This window comes from Cytobacillus sp. FSL R5-0569, from assembly GCF_038007265.1.
GTDB classification, from domain to species: Bacteria; Bacillota; Bacilli; order Bacillales; family Cytobacillaceae; genus Cytobacillus; species Cytobacillus kochii.
On record NZ_JBBOWW010000001.1, the window covers coordinates 2,958,851 to 2,975,699 of the forward strand.

The 16,849-nt window shown below is 36.5% G+C and carries 15 protein-coding genes; 4 read left to right on the forward strand and 11 right to left on the reverse strand.

All coding sequences use genetic code 11. The features are described 5' to 3' along the window. Nucleotides 1-12 precede the first annotated feature (12 nt). Complete coding sequence (locus MKX78_RS14980) at nt 13-2,277, reverse strand: DEAD/DEAH box helicase (protein WP_307313087.1); 2,265 nt, start codon at nt 2,275-2,277, stop codon at nt 13-15. A 173-nt stretch (nt 2,278-2,450) separates the two neighbouring features. Between MKX78_RS14980 and MKX78_RS14985 the strand changes: the two genes are divergently transcribed. Continuing rightward, nucleotides 2,451-2,897 (forward strand): Hsp20/alpha crystallin family protein, encoded by a 447-nt coding sequence (locus tag MKX78_RS14985; RefSeq protein ID WP_095372803.1) that lies wholly within the window; start codon nt 2,451-2,453, stop codon nt 2,895-2,897. 28 nt (nt 2,898-2,925) lie between these two features. Here the strand turns inward: MKX78_RS14985 and MKX78_RS14990 are convergent, their stop codons facing one another. The 3 genes from MKX78_RS14990 to MKX78_RS15000 all read right to left on the reverse strand — a co-directional run bounded on the left by MKX78_RS14990 (nt 2,926) and on the right by MKX78_RS15000 (nt 7,042). Continuing rightward, the gene (locus MKX78_RS14990; protein ID WP_341051514.1) at nt 2,926-5,244 is read right to left on the reverse strand and encodes an ABC transporter permease; all 2,319 of its coding nucleotides are present in this window, start codon (nt 5,242-5,244) and stop codon (nt 2,926-2,928) included. Then, nucleotides 5,237-6,103 (reverse strand): ABC transporter permease subunit, encoded by an 867-nt coding sequence (locus MKX78_RS14995; RefSeq protein WP_307313084.1) that lies wholly within the window; start codon nt 6,101-6,103, stop codon nt 5,237-5,239. The genes MKX78_RS14990 and MKX78_RS14995 overlap by 8 nt, the downstream gene beginning before the upstream one ends. A gap of 363 nt (nt 6,104-6,466) precedes the next feature. Further along, a complete protein-coding gene (locus MKX78_RS15000; RefSeq protein ID WP_233435226.1) occupies nt 6,467-7,042 on the reverse strand; it encodes a YppG family protein in 576 nt (191 codons plus the stop codon). 298 nt (nt 7,043-7,340) lie between these two features. On the opposite strand from MKX78_RS15000, the gene MKX78_RS15005 reads away from it, so the two are divergent. Continuing rightward, nucleotides 7,341-7,553 carry a YppF family protein gene (locus MKX78_RS15005; protein ID WP_095372800.1) on the forward strand — a complete coding sequence of 71 codons (213 nt, stop codon included), beginning with the start codon at nt 7,341-7,343 and terminating at the stop codon, nt 7,551-7,553. 178 nt (nt 7,554-7,731) lie between these two features. Here the strand turns inward: MKX78_RS15005 and MKX78_RS15010 are convergent, their stop codons facing one another. Together MKX78_RS15010 and MKX78_RS15015 are read right to left on the reverse strand one after the other, a co-directional pair. Next, entirely contained in the window at nt 7,732-8,094 is a 363-nt protein-coding gene (locus MKX78_RS15010) for a DUF1798 family protein (protein ID WP_322909551.1), read from the reverse strand. 81 nt (nt 8,095-8,175) lie between these two features. Further along, a complete protein-coding gene (locus MKX78_RS15015; RefSeq protein WP_341051519.1) occupies nt 8,176-8,430 on the reverse strand; it encodes a hypothetical protein in 255 nt (84 codons plus the stop codon). A gap of 325 nt (nt 8,431-8,755) precedes the next feature. Here MKX78_RS15015 and recU point away from each other — a divergent pair, with 325 nt between their 5' ends. Together recU and MKX78_RS15025 are read left to right on the forward strand one after the other, a co-directional pair. Beyond that, nucleotides 8,756-9,376, forward strand: coding sequence for a Holliday junction resolvase RecU (recU, locus tag MKX78_RS15020; protein ID WP_095372797.1), 621 nt, complete (start codon nt 8,756-8,758; stop codon nt 9,374-9,376). Between the two features lie 27 nt (nt 9,377-9,403). Next, nucleotides 9,404-12,040 carry a transglycosylase domain-containing protein gene (locus tag MKX78_RS15025; RefSeq protein WP_341051522.1) on the forward strand — a complete coding sequence of 879 codons (2,637 nt, stop codon included), beginning with the start codon at nt 9,404-9,406 and terminating at the stop codon, nt 12,038-12,040. 124 nt (nt 12,041-12,164) lie between these two features. Here MKX78_RS15025 and MKX78_RS15030 read toward each other — a convergent pair whose 3' ends face one another. The 5 genes from MKX78_RS15030 to MKX78_RS15050 form a co-directional block, all read right to left on the reverse strand. Then, nucleotides 12,165-12,644, reverse strand: a complete 480-nt coding sequence (locus MKX78_RS15030) for a YpoC family protein (protein ID WP_095372795.1) — start codon at nt 12,642-12,644, stop codon at nt 12,165-12,167. 6 nt (nt 12,645-12,650) lie between these two features. Further along, the gene (nth, locus tag MKX78_RS15035; protein WP_095372794.1) at nt 12,651-13,304 is read right to left on the reverse strand and encodes an endonuclease III; all 654 of its coding nucleotides are present in this window, start codon (nt 13,302-13,304) and stop codon (nt 12,651-12,653) included. Between the two features lie 18 nt (nt 13,305-13,322). Further along, nucleotides 13,323-14,030 carry a DnaD domain-containing protein gene (locus tag MKX78_RS15040; RefSeq protein ID WP_307313069.1) on the reverse strand — a complete coding sequence of 236 codons (708 nt, stop codon included), beginning with the start codon at nt 14,028-14,030 and terminating at the stop codon, nt 13,323-13,325. A gap of 132 nt (nt 14,031-14,162) precedes the next feature. Beyond that, the gene (gene asnS / locus MKX78_RS15045) at nt 14,163-15,455 is read right to left on the reverse strand and encodes an asparagine--tRNA ligase (protein WP_157734009.1); all 1,293 of its coding nucleotides are present in this window, start codon (nt 15,453-15,455) and stop codon (nt 14,163-14,165) included. Nucleotides 15,456-15,599: 144 nt separating this feature from the next. Continuing rightward, nucleotides 15,600-16,790 carry a pyridoxal phosphate-dependent aminotransferase gene (locus MKX78_RS15050; RefSeq protein ID WP_341051528.1) on the reverse strand — a complete coding sequence of 397 codons (1,191 nt, stop codon included), beginning with the start codon at nt 16,788-16,790 and terminating at the stop codon, nt 15,600-15,602. Nucleotides 16,791-16,849: the final 59 nt, after the last annotated feature.

The window sequence follows — 16,849 nt, forward strand, 5'->3', positions numbered from 1 at the left end:
CTCACCTACTCCTTATAGCCATGTTTGAAATAACTTTAACACATCACCTTTAGCCGTCTCAGAAGAAAGATCTGTTCCAATACAAGAAGGACAACCCGTTTCACAAGGACATCTCTCAATCATTGAGATGGCTTCTCTTATTAGTTGATCAATTTCATCGTAGACTTTCTCACTTAATCCTACACCGCCAGGGTATTTATCGTAGAAAAATAATGTTGGTTTTTCATTATGAATAGCTTTTACTTGCGGAACGACATGAACGTCCGTCTGATCACACATAACGAATAATGGCACGATTGCTTTAAGGGCATGAGCGGCTCCAATTAAACCTTGCTCCAGTCGTTCTTTTCCGAACATCAATCCTTCTGCAAAAAAGGTCACCCACGTAGCACTTGTATGCAATTCTTCTTCTGGTAAAGAAATGGGTCCAGAGCCGATGTTATCATGCGTATCAAATTTAATTTTTTTGAATATCGTTGCCATTGCCGTTACACTCACATCACCATAGCCAATCTGTTCGTTTCCAATTCGCTTTGTTTTATCTTCCTCTAATACTTTTAATTCGACAGCTAAGTTGGCGTCTGTATAATAATCGACTGCCACTTCTCGTACAAAAGCTTTTTTCTCTTCCCAATCTAAATACTCAACTTGAAATTGAGTACCTTGGTGGAGATAGATGGCTTCATCATGTAACAATGTCATCGCAGAAAAACGGTCCATCTCACCAATCACCTTCACATCCGCCACATCTGATTGATCGATTATGACAACATTCTCTTGCGATGCGGACCGTAAACTGACATTATGAGCTGGAAAAGAATCATTCATCCAATAATACTTGTCTAGATTTTCGTGCAGTACCTGTTCTTCAGATAAATATTCTAATACTTCTTCAGTTTCAAAGCGACCAAATGACTCTCCTTTCTTAAAAGGCAATTCATAGGCAGCACATTTAATATGATCAATGAGAATGATTAAGTTATCTGGATTGATTCTTGCTGTTTCTGGATTTCGTTTAAAGAAATAATCAGGATGATCAATGATATATTGATCTAATGGGTTTGAGCTAGCAACCATAATAACGAGTGATTCACTATGTCTACGCCCAGCTCTACCAGCTTGCTGCCAAGAACTAGAAATTGTCCCTGGATAACCAGTCATAATACAAACTTGCAGCTGACCAATATCGACGCCAAGTTCGAGTGCGTTTGTACTGACAACTCCATATATCTCTCCATGACGCAAACCCTTTTCAATCGATCTTCTCTCAGATGGAAGGTAACCGCCACGATAACCTCTGATTGCTTTCGGTCCAATCTTATGCTTGACTAGCTCTTGTAAATACTTAAGTAATACTTCCACTCTCACACGGCTTTTAGCAAAAATAATCGTTTGTACTTTGTTCATTAGCATTTCACTTGCTAGCCTTCTTACCTCGAGTGTCGCACTTCTCCTTATATTTAATGGCTTATTGACAAGCGGTGGATTATAAAACACAAAATGTTTACGGCCGCTCGGCGCACCATTATTGTCAATTAATTTCATATTTGTTTCTGTTAGCTCCTCTGCAAGTTCAAGGGGATTGGCAATAGTCGCAGAAGTGCATATAAAAACGGGTTTACTTCCATAAAACTCACAGATTCTTAATAACCTCCGTAGAACATTGGCTACATGAGAACCAAATACACCGCGATAAATATGTAATTCATCAATAATAATAAAACGAAGATTTTCAAATAATGATACCCATTTCGTATGATGTGGAAGAATTGCTGAATGAAGCATGTCCGGATTAGTCATAACAATATGGCCAGCTCTTCTCACTTTTTGTCTAATATTTGAAGGCGTGTCACCATCATATGTATAGCTATTAACGGAAAGAGATGACTCTTCAATCAATTCATTGATTTCCATTTTCTGATCCTGAGCAAGTGCTTTTGTAGGAAATAAATATAAGGCCCTTGCTTGTGGATTATTTATGATAGTCTGCAATACTGGCAAATTGTAACATAAGGTCTTTCCCGACGCTGTTGGTGTAACAGCAACAATGGACTGATGAGCCATAACGGCATCGTAACTTGAGCGCTGATGAGTATACAGACGGGATATTCCTCTTTTTTCTAAGGCGCTCATTAAATGAGGATCTAGTCCAATCGGCATATCCGCTACTTGCGCTTCCTTCTCTTCCAATGTATGCCAATACGTTATTTGTTCTCCAAATTTATCGGATTGCTTGAGCTCTTTAATCAGTTCTTGTAAATTCTTTTTCACCTTCACGTTCTTCACCTCATCACTTTATTCTAGCGAATAAACGTTCGCAGAAAAAGGTTTTTTTACGATTTATTTATTAGAATATTATTCCATCTAGCCTATTTGAGTTTTAAAATCACCCAAACTTTATCGAGTGCATAGAATAAAAGGAATGTTTGATTTATTTGGGAGGGAGTTACATGAGTGAAAAAAGAAAGGAGCCGTTCGGAGATTTAATGAAATCCATGAATCAGTTTTTTCATGATAAACCTGTAAAAAACTTCATGCAGACAATGGACGACTTTTTTAAAAATCCGTTTCCTTTCGCTACTTCTTTTCATGTAGAAGTAAATGAAAACGCCGATGATTATATTATAAAAGCGGAACTACCAGGCATAAACCGTGAACAAATTGAATTGAATGCCATTAATAATTATATTAAAATTACGATTCACCGACTCGATATTGAGACAAGTGAAGATGACTTACAACAAATATATCAAAAAAAACAGGCATTCCAACAATCAACTAGGACGATCCCTTTACCTTTTATTATCGATGAAAGCACCATTCAAGCTTCTCACACAAATGGCTTACTCATCGTAAAAGTGCCTAAACCAAAAGGTAAAAGGATCAGCTTACAATAATATAATGACTGTAAAGCAAGTAGTAAATCTATTTTCTACTTGCTTCTGTATTTAACCACTGATTAAAAGCTCCTGAAGGTACACTGAAGTAGTCTCGTGTAAACTGAAGGAAAATTTCAGTATCTACTTCTCTTCCGGCAAACTGTTCGTAAAAGGAAGATAAATATTTCTCACCTACTTCTTCGGGACTAATCCCTCTATAAGCGTAATGTTCTTCGATTAATTCGATTATTTCCCAAGCAGGTTGTGCATTTAATATGGCTTCATGTTCAACCTCATTGATATTGGTATTGGATACTTGGCTTCCATTCACATGCTTTTCTAATGTCCCTAATTCTTCTTGTAAGTAAGCCAAAGCCTGTTGCTTACTTTCCTCACCTTGATCAACGCCGTATTGATAAGCAGCTAAATGCGATAGACCCGATCCAATCCAGCTATCATTTTGAGGATCCTGACTGATAGCCGATGCATAATAGAGAGCAGCCACCTCTTTAGCTAATATATATGGATTCCGAGCTTCTTCTGGATTCAGCATGACCATACCAGGCACACTCTCAGTTTCCAAGGAATCGCTAATAAAAATATCTGCTTGCTTAAATGGTAGAGGTGCTATCGCCTCTTCAAAATAATCAAAAACTGCCATGATCTCTTCTTCAGCTAAGTCCTTCCGTGATGAAGATTGATGCAAAAAGCTAACCTGCGTATCCTTTTGTGTAATCCTTTCACTTTTCTCCCAATTATCAGATACAATAGAAAAGGAGAAATTCTTCACATCATCGATGGAAACCTCTTCCTTGTCATTCTCAATAGCAGAAGATATAAATGCATATCCTGGTTGAAGGTCATAACTCACTTTAAATGAAGACAATAATGCATGATGATGATGAATATATGGATTATCTTTTGTCGCTTCTGCCCATCTTCCGTTTTTATATGGTGCTAAGGTAAAAAACCAGTCTTGGAAAATATCAGCATCCTCTATTCCTCTCATTCTATAGTTAAATTGCACATCAAATTGACTCTCGCCTTGCCATTTTTTAGGTAACGTAATGTAATAAACGTCATCCTTTATTTCATATGGTAGATTTTCCTGGTTTACAATGATTTCATTCAGTTCTAATTGAGCTAAATTTCTCGGTGCAAAAAAAATGAGCTCTTTCCATTTATCTTCTGATTCGTTCTTAACTGACACTTCTTCTTTCACTGTAAACTCATTTGCACTTTCCATGGAAAGCTCTAAAGAATAGTCTCCTTTATTTTCATTTGTTACACCAATTTTCGAATCACTATATTGATTAACAAATATACCACCTAAAACAAATAATAGTAAAAGGATAGCAAAACCTACTTTATGTAAACTAAAGTTTAAAAATCGCTTTACTCCTAATCTTTTTCGTGTTGGTCTCCCTTTTGGTTTAATTCCAGTTTTGATCCAAGGCATTCTAGCATAATCTGTTTGGAATTTATTTTTTAACCCCGCGGTTAATAAGCTAAAAGATATCGTGGTTATTAACAAAATGATAAGTGGCACCATTAAAATATATTGATTGCCCATCAAATTCTCTCTCGCTTGTCCAACAAGACCAGATAATTCTTTTGTAACCGATAAATAGATAACAGGATCATTTCTAACAATCGTTCCACCGATAAAAATATTTAATAAAGCTAACTGTCCCATGATTGTAATCACATAAACAATTTCCATTGTGAACATCACAAGTAAAGATTCTTTTAATTGGGGAAACACGTTACGCCATAACAGCCTCCACCTCTTTGCACCAAGAGTCATTGATGCCAAAACAAAATCTCTTTTATAAATTTCAGCTGTTTTTTGCCGAACAGAAGATACGATACTAGGAGTACCAATAAGTGAGGCAATAACGATGAAATATGCTATAAGAATAGGCGTTTCCAATATAGAACCAAAATTAATAGGCAACAAGCAGAAATATAAAATTAAAAATGCAGGTACATAACTCCAAGCTCCTTCAAAAGCGATAATGAAAGACGGTGTTTTTTTCCATGTACCAATAAACATCCCCAGTACTGTACCGATTATCATCTTTATCGTAGCAACTGCAATGGCAATCCACACCGTATATCGCAAACCATAAAGTATCATTGATAATAAATCGTACCCCCACCGATCAGTCCCTAAAGGGTAAGCCATTGATTCAAATGGTTTTAATGGTGGTGAAATGACATCGCCATCAATATACTTCACCTCTAAGGCCATGAAGATGGAGTGTGGTGCTATTTTCGGACCAAATACCGTAAAAAATAAGACAATCGTTACACTAACTATACCTAAATACAATGCGTAATTTCGATTATATATCTTATTCATAAATAAACCCTCGTTTAAATAAATAAAGTAAAAGTCTAATAACTACAAAGACAAGTAGAGAAATGAATAGCATGCCAAATAGCCCGATGGCAATAGGCTGAGGATCACCAAAACTTTGAAAAACAAACTTGGTTAGACCTGACACGTTGAGCAAATATTCCACAATAAATAAATTACCGATGGCAAGGGATAAAACTTTCACCAAATCAGCTACGAGAAACGGCTCAATATTTTTATACACATGCTGAAAATTAATACGATCAACTTTCAAGCCTTTTGCTACAGCTGTACGAATATAATCTTCTCCAGCTATTAAAAAGTACCTCTCAGAAATCAATTTAAATAGATAAATAGAAGGAGCAATCGCAACAAGAACCATCGGGAACCAAATATTCAATGCACCTCCATTCGGTAAAAAGGAGACGACTCTAAAGCCCGTCCATTTATAAATATTCACCGCAAAGAGTAGAGCAAAAATAATAAAAATAAAATCTGGAATGGTTGAGATAATATTCATCATGACACGGAAAATTTTTGTTAAGTAAAATCGACTTAAGAAAATACCGAATAATAAACTTAATAGAATTGAAAGTAATACACCCACAAAAACAATATAAAAGGAAGTGAAAAAATTATCTCCAATTTCTGAAGCAATCGACCTTTGCTCCATCCCTACATAATATGTACCTAAGCTGCCGGTGCTCAACTCTTTAAAGAAATTTCCTACCATTGATGGAAATTGAGCAAAATTCAAACTAACCGTACCATTAGTAGGGTTAACTAAAACGATTGATGGTAAAGTTGCTAGAAATAAAATAAGAAAGATGACGATAATCATTTGCTGGATATAACGAACCATTTCTTTCCCCCTTCTGCTTCTTTCGTCATGCTAACTATTTTTCATCTTTCCTACATTATTGTCAATATTTTTTTGATAATTCCCCCATTTCCGAATACAGGACCTTTCATTCAGATTTATATTTATTAAATAGCCTTTCAAATGGAAGAAAAAAGGGCGGCCAAATATTACTGTGCATTACCTCTTTTTTATGATGACATGTCTGAAACAAGTCATCATAAAAAGCCATGTGATTTTTTGCGGTCACATGGCCAAAGTAAGTATATGTCTGCATTAATCCAATTAATAATTGCCACCTTAAAGAACATTGCCTTTTACTTATTCATCAATGAACCTTATGATCATCTTATTAGCATTTAAACCCTACACCTTAAAGAAACCACCGACCCCTTTTACCATTGATGACACTTGGTTTACAGCATTCATCATTTGTCCCGCTGTATCCATCATCTTATTAAAATCAAGTGAACCATCTTGTGACTTAAAGCTATTCATAATCGATTGAACATTACTAGGTTGTTTCGCAACAAAAGATTGTTTTGGATAAGGGTTCATGGTGTTATATTGGCTTTGCATATTATAAGATTTATTTACCGGCTGTTCATTGGGCTCGAGTGGATTGTGAAAATAATTCGGACTATCCTGTAAAGGGTAGTTTGGTTGGTGATTATTTACATCATGTTGAGGTGGATACATATTCCCATATGGAATTGTCTGATAGGGATAATTATTCGTGTAAGCATAATTCATTTGAGATTGATTCCATAATGGCTGTTGTTGTCCATTCATTATTGGGTGTGGAACGGACTGCATTACCGGCAGTTGTCTTATTTCAGCAGGGTAGGACATATTAGATTGGTAAGGTGCATAATATGGATTAAAGCTCCATGCAACAGGCATATTTCGTTTACTTTTCTCATTTCTTTTACGGCCAAACATGGGCAAACATCCTCCTTATTCATCATCATTATACTGTATGATGAATAGGCGAATTAGGTGATTATCCTCAATAATATTTCCATTTTAGAAAAGATATCCTTACTTTTCAATCTGTCATTAATTGTTGAACTTTGTCGGAAGTTTAAATTTTTGAAAAATAAACAATCTATTTATTTCGTGTTACTATAAATTTAAAGATTTGTTTTTTCCTACATTTCTTTAAAACTTCATATTTCATCGCATGATTGGATGAGTATCCTTTTAAGATTATTTCATTATTTGGGGGAGGAAGATTCAAATGAATATTCACGAGCTAAAGCAGAAGTTTCAACAAGTGAAGGAAGTTAAGCCAGATCACGCGAACCAACTACTAGATTTCTCTAAACGAGCTTATATCCACAATGAAATTTCCATTTTGGATTATCGAAATCTTGTTCGTGAATTAGAATCATTAGGTGCTGTCATTCCTGAAAGTTTTTTTAAAGACGGATCCCTAATTACTATGAAATAGGAAAAAACATTCATAACTCAGAAGGAAAAAGGAGTCACTTTTTTAGTGACTCCTTTTTCCTTCTATAATTTATACTGAAGCTTGCTCTCCCTTTCCACTCATTCTGTGTAAGAAAAAGTCGCTCAATTATTTCATTCGCCCGAAGTTAGGAGCTTTAAATCCTCTGTCTTAGGCTTGTTCACACTTCACTTTCTTCTACGATTCTTAACAACGTCTCAACAACATATTTTGCAGACTGCAATTGATTTGTAAATCTCGATTTACTTGTTTCAGGGTAAAAGGCTTGAATGGAGCATGTTTCAATTTGGTCATAGGCGGAATTAATTTGCATCGGCCACAGCTTCTTTGTTGCTTTGGACTGTAAAAAATGAAGTGCTTCTTCCTTCCATACATCCAACTCTTGTTTCACCTTGTCTGCATACGGCTTAACTTCGCCGAAAAAATCCGCTTTTTTATTTTCTTTTCTACCATCTATATAGCGCTTCTCTATCCAATCCAAATGCATTAACATCTCTTTTGAGTGTTTGGCTAGCTTGTTCATCATGTTCATCTCCAGTCATTCTGTAAAAATCATAGATGAGCTAACCTTATTGTAGCTTACGACTATACTACTCGTAAATGATTAGCGATAACCAAGTTTGTATTTCACAAAATGTGAATCCGTCGTATCTTGTTGATGAAGCTCGTCCATCGGAAACTTTTCTAATTCCTCTAACTTTTCATGACACGCTTCTACTTTTTCTATTTGTTCTTCTTGTTGATTGAACTTTAATTGTTGTAGATTCTTTTGCACAGCTGTCTCTAAAGCCTCCAATTGATTATAGATATCCTCTAGCATGAGTAACAATTCTTGTTTTTCTGTCATATTGGGTTTCATTGACAAGTCATGCCTCCTTTAAGGTCGCGTCTTTGATATAATGTACATTCGCTTTCCTATTTCTTTCTCCTTTGCGATTGACAAAACTAGAACTGATTCGGCAAAGAAAGAAGGATTTTTTATATAATGACCTTCTTTCGACAGCATATGAATAAACGTTTGAAAATATGACTAAACGGCAACACTGAAAAGAAAATGAAACATTTTTGCCTTCTATTACGTCAAATATTACAAAACAAGTACACCTTGTTGGATTAGTGCTTTTTGACCACCCGATTACATCTTGCTTCTGGTATGATAAGGTATAGTTTGTGAGGTGAAGTCTATGGCATTTCATTACCCGAACGGGAGGAAATACGTACCTGCAGAAAAAAGCACATTAGAAAAAAGTAAACGCAAGAATCCGTCATATGGTAAAAGAGGTATGACATTGGAGGACGATATTAACGACAGCAACCAATATTACTTAGATAGAGGGATCGCGGTCATACACAAGAAACCAACACCAGTACAGATTGTTCAAGTGGATTATCCTGCAAGAAGTGCAGCCGTTATTAAAGAAGCATACTTTAAACAGGCATCCACAACTGACTATAACGGCATTTATAAGGGTAAGTATATTGATTTCGAAGCAAAGGAAACTAAAAACACTACTTCATTTCCTTTTAATAACTTCCATTTACATCAAATTGAACATATGAGGAACATCATTAAACAAAGGGGCATTTGCTTTGTCATTTTACGCTTTTCGACAACTGACGAGTTATTTTTACTAGAGGCTAAGGAATTACTCGTTTTTTGGGAACGTATGGAAAATGGTGGAAGGAAATCGATGACAAAGGATGAAGTGAGAGAAAAAGGGCATCGCATAATACTTGGCTTTCAACCAAGAATTGATTATATTAAGATATTAGATAACATTTATCAGCTTGATAGCTCAACATAAGGTTTGAGATAGAAAGGAAGGACTTATATGTCAGAACAGTATAAATCTAGGGAGGAGCGCCGAAAACAACAACAGCAATCACCTAAACCGAAGAAGAAAAAATCAGGGAAAACGCTATTCAAGAAGATTTTTCTCACATTAATTGCACTCGGTATTGTTGGGATGATTGCAGGCGCAGCTACATTTGCCTTTATGGTTAAGGATGCTCCCGAGCTAGATCCAGCACTATTAAAGGACCCTATTCCGTCGGTACTTCTCGATATAAATGGAGAAAAAATTACGGAAGTCGGTGCTGGAAATTTAGATTATGTTGAATATGAAGATATACCCGACCTTGTTGAAAATGCTTTTCTAGCAACAGAAGATGTTCGCTTTTATGAACATAATGGCATGGATTTAATTCGATTAGGTGGAGCAGTTATCGCCAACGTAACAAAAGGTTTTGGTTCTGAGGGCGCTAGTACGATTACACAACAGGTCGTAAAGAACTCATTCTTAAATAATGAAAAAACAATTAGCCGTAAAGCACAAGAGGCTTGGCTTTCATTCCAATTGGAACGAAAATATACAAAGCAAGAAATCTTTGAAATGTATGTGAATAAAATTTACATGTCAGAAAATAGTCACGGTGTTTTAACAGCATCACGTTTATATTTTGGTAAAGATTTGGATGAACTGGAGTTACATGAAGCCGCATTACTTGCAGGGATGCCGCAAAGTCCAAACAACTATAACCCGTTTACTCATCCAGAAAATGCTGAAAAACGACGTAACATTGTTTTATCTTTAATGAACCAACATGGATTCATTTCCGAAGAGCAAAAGACTGAAGCACAATCTATTCCTATCACTGAAGGGTTAGTTCCTGAAGGTGAAAGAGAAATAGAAGATGATACACCATATGATTCATTTGTCGATGTTGTCATTGATGAAGTAACTGAAAAATACCCTGACCTCGATATCTTTTCCGATGGTTTAACAATTCATACAACAGCAGACAAAGATATCCAAAAATATGTTTCAAATATCTTAAATAGCGAAGATGTCATACAATATCCAGATGAAGAATTCCAAGCAGGGATTACTTTATTAGATTCAAGTAATGGTGAAGTTCGGGCGATTGGCGGCGGACGGAATCAAGAAGTAAAACGTGGCTTCAACTTTGCCACAGACCAAAAACGTCAAGCAGGTTCAACATTTAAACCGATCGCCGGATATGCACCTGCCATTGAATTTAATCAATGGGGCACTTATCATACACTTGTTGATGAGCCATATAAATACAGTGAAGGAACCGAAGTAAATAACTGGGATAACTCGTTTAAAGGGACGATGACTATGCGCCAAGCATTGGCAGAGTCACGGAATATACCTGCTGTTAAAGCTATTCAAGAAGTGGGCACTGAGCAATCAATGGAATTTGCTAATCGACTAGGCTTTAACTTTAAAGATGAGTATTATGAGTCATCTGTACTTGGTACAAAGGCCGTTTCTCCAATGGAAATGGCAGGTGCTTATAGCGCATTTGCCAATGAAGGTTTCTATACAGATCCTCATACTGTCAAAGCCATTGAAATGCGTGATGGTACGAAGATTGACACCACACCTGAAAGTGAAGCGGTGATGAATGATTACACTGCCTTTATGATTACAGATATGCTGAAGACAGCTATCTCAAGCGGTACCGGTACAACAGCAAATATCCAGGGATTACCTGTAGCTGGAAAAACAGGAACAACAAATTATACAGCAGAAGAAAAACAAAAGTATGATATCCCTAACGGTGCAACACCAGATGCCTGGTTTGCTGGTTATACAACGAATTATACGGCAGCAATTTGGACCGGATATGAAAGTAGGAAGACTTACCTACCATCAAACGGTTACGATCAGAAGATTGCCCAAATGCTCTTTAAAAACATTATGCAATATGCTTCAGAAGGGAAAGAAACAGCTGATTTCAAAATGCCTAACTCTGTTGAAAAAGTGGCGATTGAAAAAGGTAGCAACCCTGCAAAACTAGCAAGTGAATATACACCAAGTGATCAAATTATTACAGAGTACGCTGTCAAAGGAAATGCACCAAAAACAGTCTCTGAAAAGTTCGATAAGCTTGAAGCACCGAATGGTTTCAATGCCAAATATAATAAAGAAGCCAATACGATCGAACTCGTATGGAAACATAAAGACAAAGATAATACTCAGTTTGTGGTAACCGGCGCTATTAATGATGGCGGAGCCCAAGAGCTCACGACAACATCTGAAACATCACTTACGATTGAAAATCCTGAACCTGATAGCACATATACCTTCACTGTAAAAGCGGTTCAAGATGGTAAGGAAAGTGATGCTGCCCAAACATCTGTTAACATACCGGCCAATGAAGAAGAGCCAGAAGAAGTCGAACCACCTGAAGAAGAAACGCCAGGTGATGGACAACAACCACCTGGAGACGAAGAAGGTGGCAATGATAACGAGAATGGCAATGGTGACGGAAATAACAGCGAAAATGGCGATGGTAATGGAAATAACAATGGTGAGGGCAACGATAACAACAATGGTAATGAGAATGGTAATGGTAATGGTAATGAAGATAATAGTGAAGAAGAAAATCAATCACCTGAAGAAGAACCATCACCACCAGATGAAAATCCTGAGGAATAATCGTTATTTTAAAAGCAGAGAAGCTATCTTCTCTGCTTTTATCTTACCTGTGTGATTTTCTTCAAAATATTCAAGCAGGCATTTACTTAAGTTTCTGCATAAGAAAAAAACACTCTTCGCATTTTTATTGCTTCGAGTGTTTTTTTCTTATCCTATTCTTAGCATCTAATTTAATCACTTCATTTATGAGTTCAATTAATTGAATAAAAGCTAAATGAAGTGCAGGTTGCCCCATAATAAATTGTAATCGATCGGCAAAGTTGAATGGGAGATGTACCAAGCCATCACCTATTTGTTGTTCATCCAATGATACTGGTTTTTCATTTAACCAATAAACATATTGAACTAAAAGGGCAACTCCCAAAACCATGAGTTGCTCTGCTTCCTGCTTATTTCTTTGTTGATGGGCTGATTTTAGCCTGATCTTTAATTGATCCCATTCTTTAAGAATCATTGCGATGAATCGCTCTGACTCTTCCCAAGGTTTTTCAGAAGCTATTCCTTGATACAACTTTCTTTCGTAATAAAATGGGACAAACTCTCCTACTTGATCCTGTATATTATTAAAAAAAGGATGTTGTAACCTTTTTAACCGCTCATTCATATTATTTTACGCACCTAAACTTTTCATTCTCTTTTTACCTTCTCTACAAATATCAAGAACGGGACATTCCTGACACTTTGGATTTTGTGCTTTGCAATGGTAGCGCCCAAAGAAAATTAAGCGGTGGTGGGTCACAGACCACTCTTCTTCTGGTATTTTCTTCATAAGTGCTTTTTCGACCTCTAGAACTGAATCCTTCCATCTACAAAAGCCAAGACGTTTACTTACCCTCTCCACATGTGTATCAACAGCTATTGCAGGGACATTAAAAGCCACTGATACAACCACATTCGCTGTCTTCCTTCCGACTCCTGGTAACTTTGTTAATTCATCCCGATCAGCAGGAACCACACCATCATAGTCATCTATTAACATCCGACATAGTTTTTGAATATTTTTTGCCTTATTTCTATATAAACCAATCGAGCGGATATCCTGTTGTAATTCTTCAATGGATACATTTAAATAATCCTCTGGTGTTTTGTACTTTAAAAAAAGCTTGCTCGTCACTTTGTTCACTAATACATCGGTACACTGCGCTGATAATGCCACCGCAATTACAAGTTCAAAAGGATTCTTATGAACGAGCTCGCAGTGAGCATCGGGAAACATTTCTCCCATCTTATCTAAACAATATCTAATGTCTTTCTTATTTAACATATATCATCACCATTCATACTATTGTTCTAACCAATTATAAAAAGGTAGCGACTCATTTCTCTTATCACTATTCTCTACACTTTTCATTCTCTTCACTTGGTTTTGTCTAAATTTCTTCCCTTGATTCGTTGCTTGTTCTACTGTTTTTATACCATTCTTTTTCCATTCAAACAAGATACGATCAATATAGCGGAAATTCAATTTACCAGATATGACCGCTTCTTTTAATGCTGCCTTAATGATTTTCACCTCATGATGGTCATCATCTAACCAAAGCGCTAGAGTTTCACATTCAAAAGGAGAGAGCGGCCTGCCAAATTCACTTTCAAACACTGAATACAAATCAATTTCGTCTTGCTGATTTTCTTTTGCTTCATTTCTTTTATCTGCAATTAAAAAAGCATCTGCTAATTTTTCCCAAAAATTATCTAAACAGTATTTTTCAAAGCGAATACCCTCTTCACTATAACCCTCATTTATAGTGATTAACCCTTTTTGTATTAAACGGCGAAGCATCCCCGCACAGTCCTCTGCTGAATAGGTCATTACTTCTGCAAGTTCAAAAGGTGTCGGGAAGTCATTTCCCTTATCACTAATTGAAATCAAATGGAGGATAAGGACTACTTCCTCTTCTTTTAGGTTCATTGCTTTGTACTGCGTTAATAAAGCTCCAGGAATTGTAATGTCTTTTTCCTGTAACCATTTTAATAATATCTTCTTTGGCATCATACACACCTCCATACAAGTATATCATGAACCCTTTTAAGAAAAGTATAGAAATGTATTCAAATAAAAGGTGTAAAAAAGTGAAAAAGAGCCACAAAATGACTCTTTTTCGTTTGTTATTGTGTGAAAAGCTTAAGGATATAAACGGTTTAGAAGTCTTGGGAATGGAATCGACTCTCTCACATGCTCCACACCACTAATCCAAGCAACTGTTCGCTCTAGACCTAATCCAAAACCAGAATGAGGAACTGAACCGTATTGTCTTAATTCTAAATACCATTTGTATGCATCCATGTCTAATTCATGTTCTGCCAATCTTTGTTTCAATAGCTCGTAATCGTGGATACGCTCTGATCCGCCAATAATTTCTCCATATCCTTCTGGCGCTATTAAATCCGCACAAAGGACAACATCTTCTCTTTCAGCATCTGGCTGCATGTAGAAAGGCTTGATTTTTGTTGGGTAATGTGTAATAAAAACGGGTTTATCATAGCTCTCGGCAATCGCTGTTTCGTGTGGCGCGCCAAAGTCTTCTCCCCATGTAATATCATCAAACCCTTTTTCTTGTAAAAATGTAATGGCTTCATCATATGAAATTCTTGGGAATGGTGCTTGAATTTTCTCCAATTTAGACACATCTCGGTCTAATGTCTTCAATTCAACTTGGCAGTTTTTCACAACAGCTTGGACAATATAGGAGACATATTCTTCTTGCACTTTCAGATTGTCTTCAAACTCATAAAAAGCCATTTCCGGTTCAATCATCCAAAATTCGATTAGATGGCGTCTCGTTTTTGACTTCTCAGCTCGGAATGTTGGCCCAAATGAGAAAACTTTCCCTAAAGCCATCGCCGCAGCTTCCATATATAATTGACCGCTCTGAGATAAGTATGCATCTTCATCGAAATACTTGGTAGCAAATAATTCAGATGTTCCTTCAGGTGCACTACCTGTTAGAATCGGTGGATCAACCTTTGAGAAACCATTTTCATTAAAGAATTCATATGTAGCACGAATGATTTCATTACGAATTTTCATCACAGCATGTTGTTTTCGTGAACGTAACCATAGGTGACGGTGATCCATCAAAAACTCTGTTCCATGATTTTTCGGCGTAATTGGATAATCAGTAGATTCATGAATCACTTCTACATCTGTAACGAGTAATTCATAACCTAAAGGTGAACGATCTTCTTTTTGTACTTTCCCTATTACGTACACACTAGATTCTTGTGTAACCGATTTTGCTGCTTTAAATACTTCTTCAGAAACATCTGCTTTTACAACCACACCTTGGATAAAGCCAGACCCATCACGTAGCTGTAGAAAGGCAATTTTCCCACTGGAGCGTTTATTTGCAATCCATGCACCTATTTTTACTTCTTGATCAACATATTTATACGTTTCAGCAATTGTCGTTTTAATCAATTTAATACCCCTTCCAAAAACATTTACCAATTAGATTCAAGTCGCCTTTATTATACCCTTCTCTGATTCTCGAGGCAACTTTTCATCATACATAACTCTAGCATGAGAAAAGGAAGTGAAGGGCTCCACTTCCTTTAACGATTACTGCAGTTTTTGATTCACAAATTCATGTATTCGACGAACAGCTGCTTCTAATAGGTCAAGTGATGTCGCATACGATAAACGAATATTTTTCGGAGATCCAAAACCAGAACCAGGAATAACAGCTACCTTCGCTTCTTCTAATAATCCTTTTACAAACGCATCAACATCTTCATAACCTGTAAGCTTTGCTGCTTCTTCTACGTTAGGGAATAGATAAAAAGCACCTTGTGGTTTAATACATGTGAAACCTGGAATAGCTACTAATTGTTGATAGATAATATTTAAACGTTCTTCAAACGCATTTTTCATTTCTTCTACAGGTTGCTGTGAACCATTATAAGCTACAATCGCTCCGTATTGAGAAGGAGTAGTTGGATTAGATGTACTATGACTTGCAAGGTTTGTCATTGCTTTTATAATGGCTGTATTTCCGGCAGCATAACCAATTCTCCACCCTGTCATTGAATGAGACTTTGAAACTCCATTGATGATAATCGTCTGCTCTTTCAATTCTGGACTGATTTGTGCGATCGAAATATGCTGATGTCCATCATAAGTCAACTTTTCATAGATTTCATCAGAAATAATTAAGATATTATGTTTCAAACAAAATTCACCAATCGCTTCTAGTTCCGGTTTGCTATAAAGCATGCCTGTTGGGTTACTAGGTGAATTAATGATGACGGCTTTTGTGCGATCTGTTATAACTGTCTCTAACTGCTGAGGCGTGACCTTATATTCATTTTCTTCAAGACCATCAATAAATACCGGCTTTCCGCCTGCTAGTTTAACTTGCTCTGGATAACTTACCCAATACGGAGTTGGAATAATGACCTCATCACCTTTATTCAAGATGACTTGGAATAAAGTGTATAACGCATGCTTAGCACCACTTGTAACAATAATATCCGACGCTGGAATATCAATCCCTTGATCTTGTTTAAACTTGTTAGAAATGGCTTCTTTGAGTTTAGGAAGTCCTGCAGCTGCAGTATACTTCGTATATCCTTCATTCATAGATTGAACAGCTTCATCAATAATATGCTGGGGTGTATTAAAGTCTGGTTCACCCGCACCTAAACCAATAACATCAATTCCTTGTGCCTTCATTTCTTTTGCCTTAGCTGTAATTGCTAAAGTTGTAGATGGTGTCAGTGATTGCACTCTTTGTGCTAGTTCAAAGTTCATTATCCTAATCCTCCAGAATGTGTAATCTATCTTTATATATATAAGCTGACCATGGAATA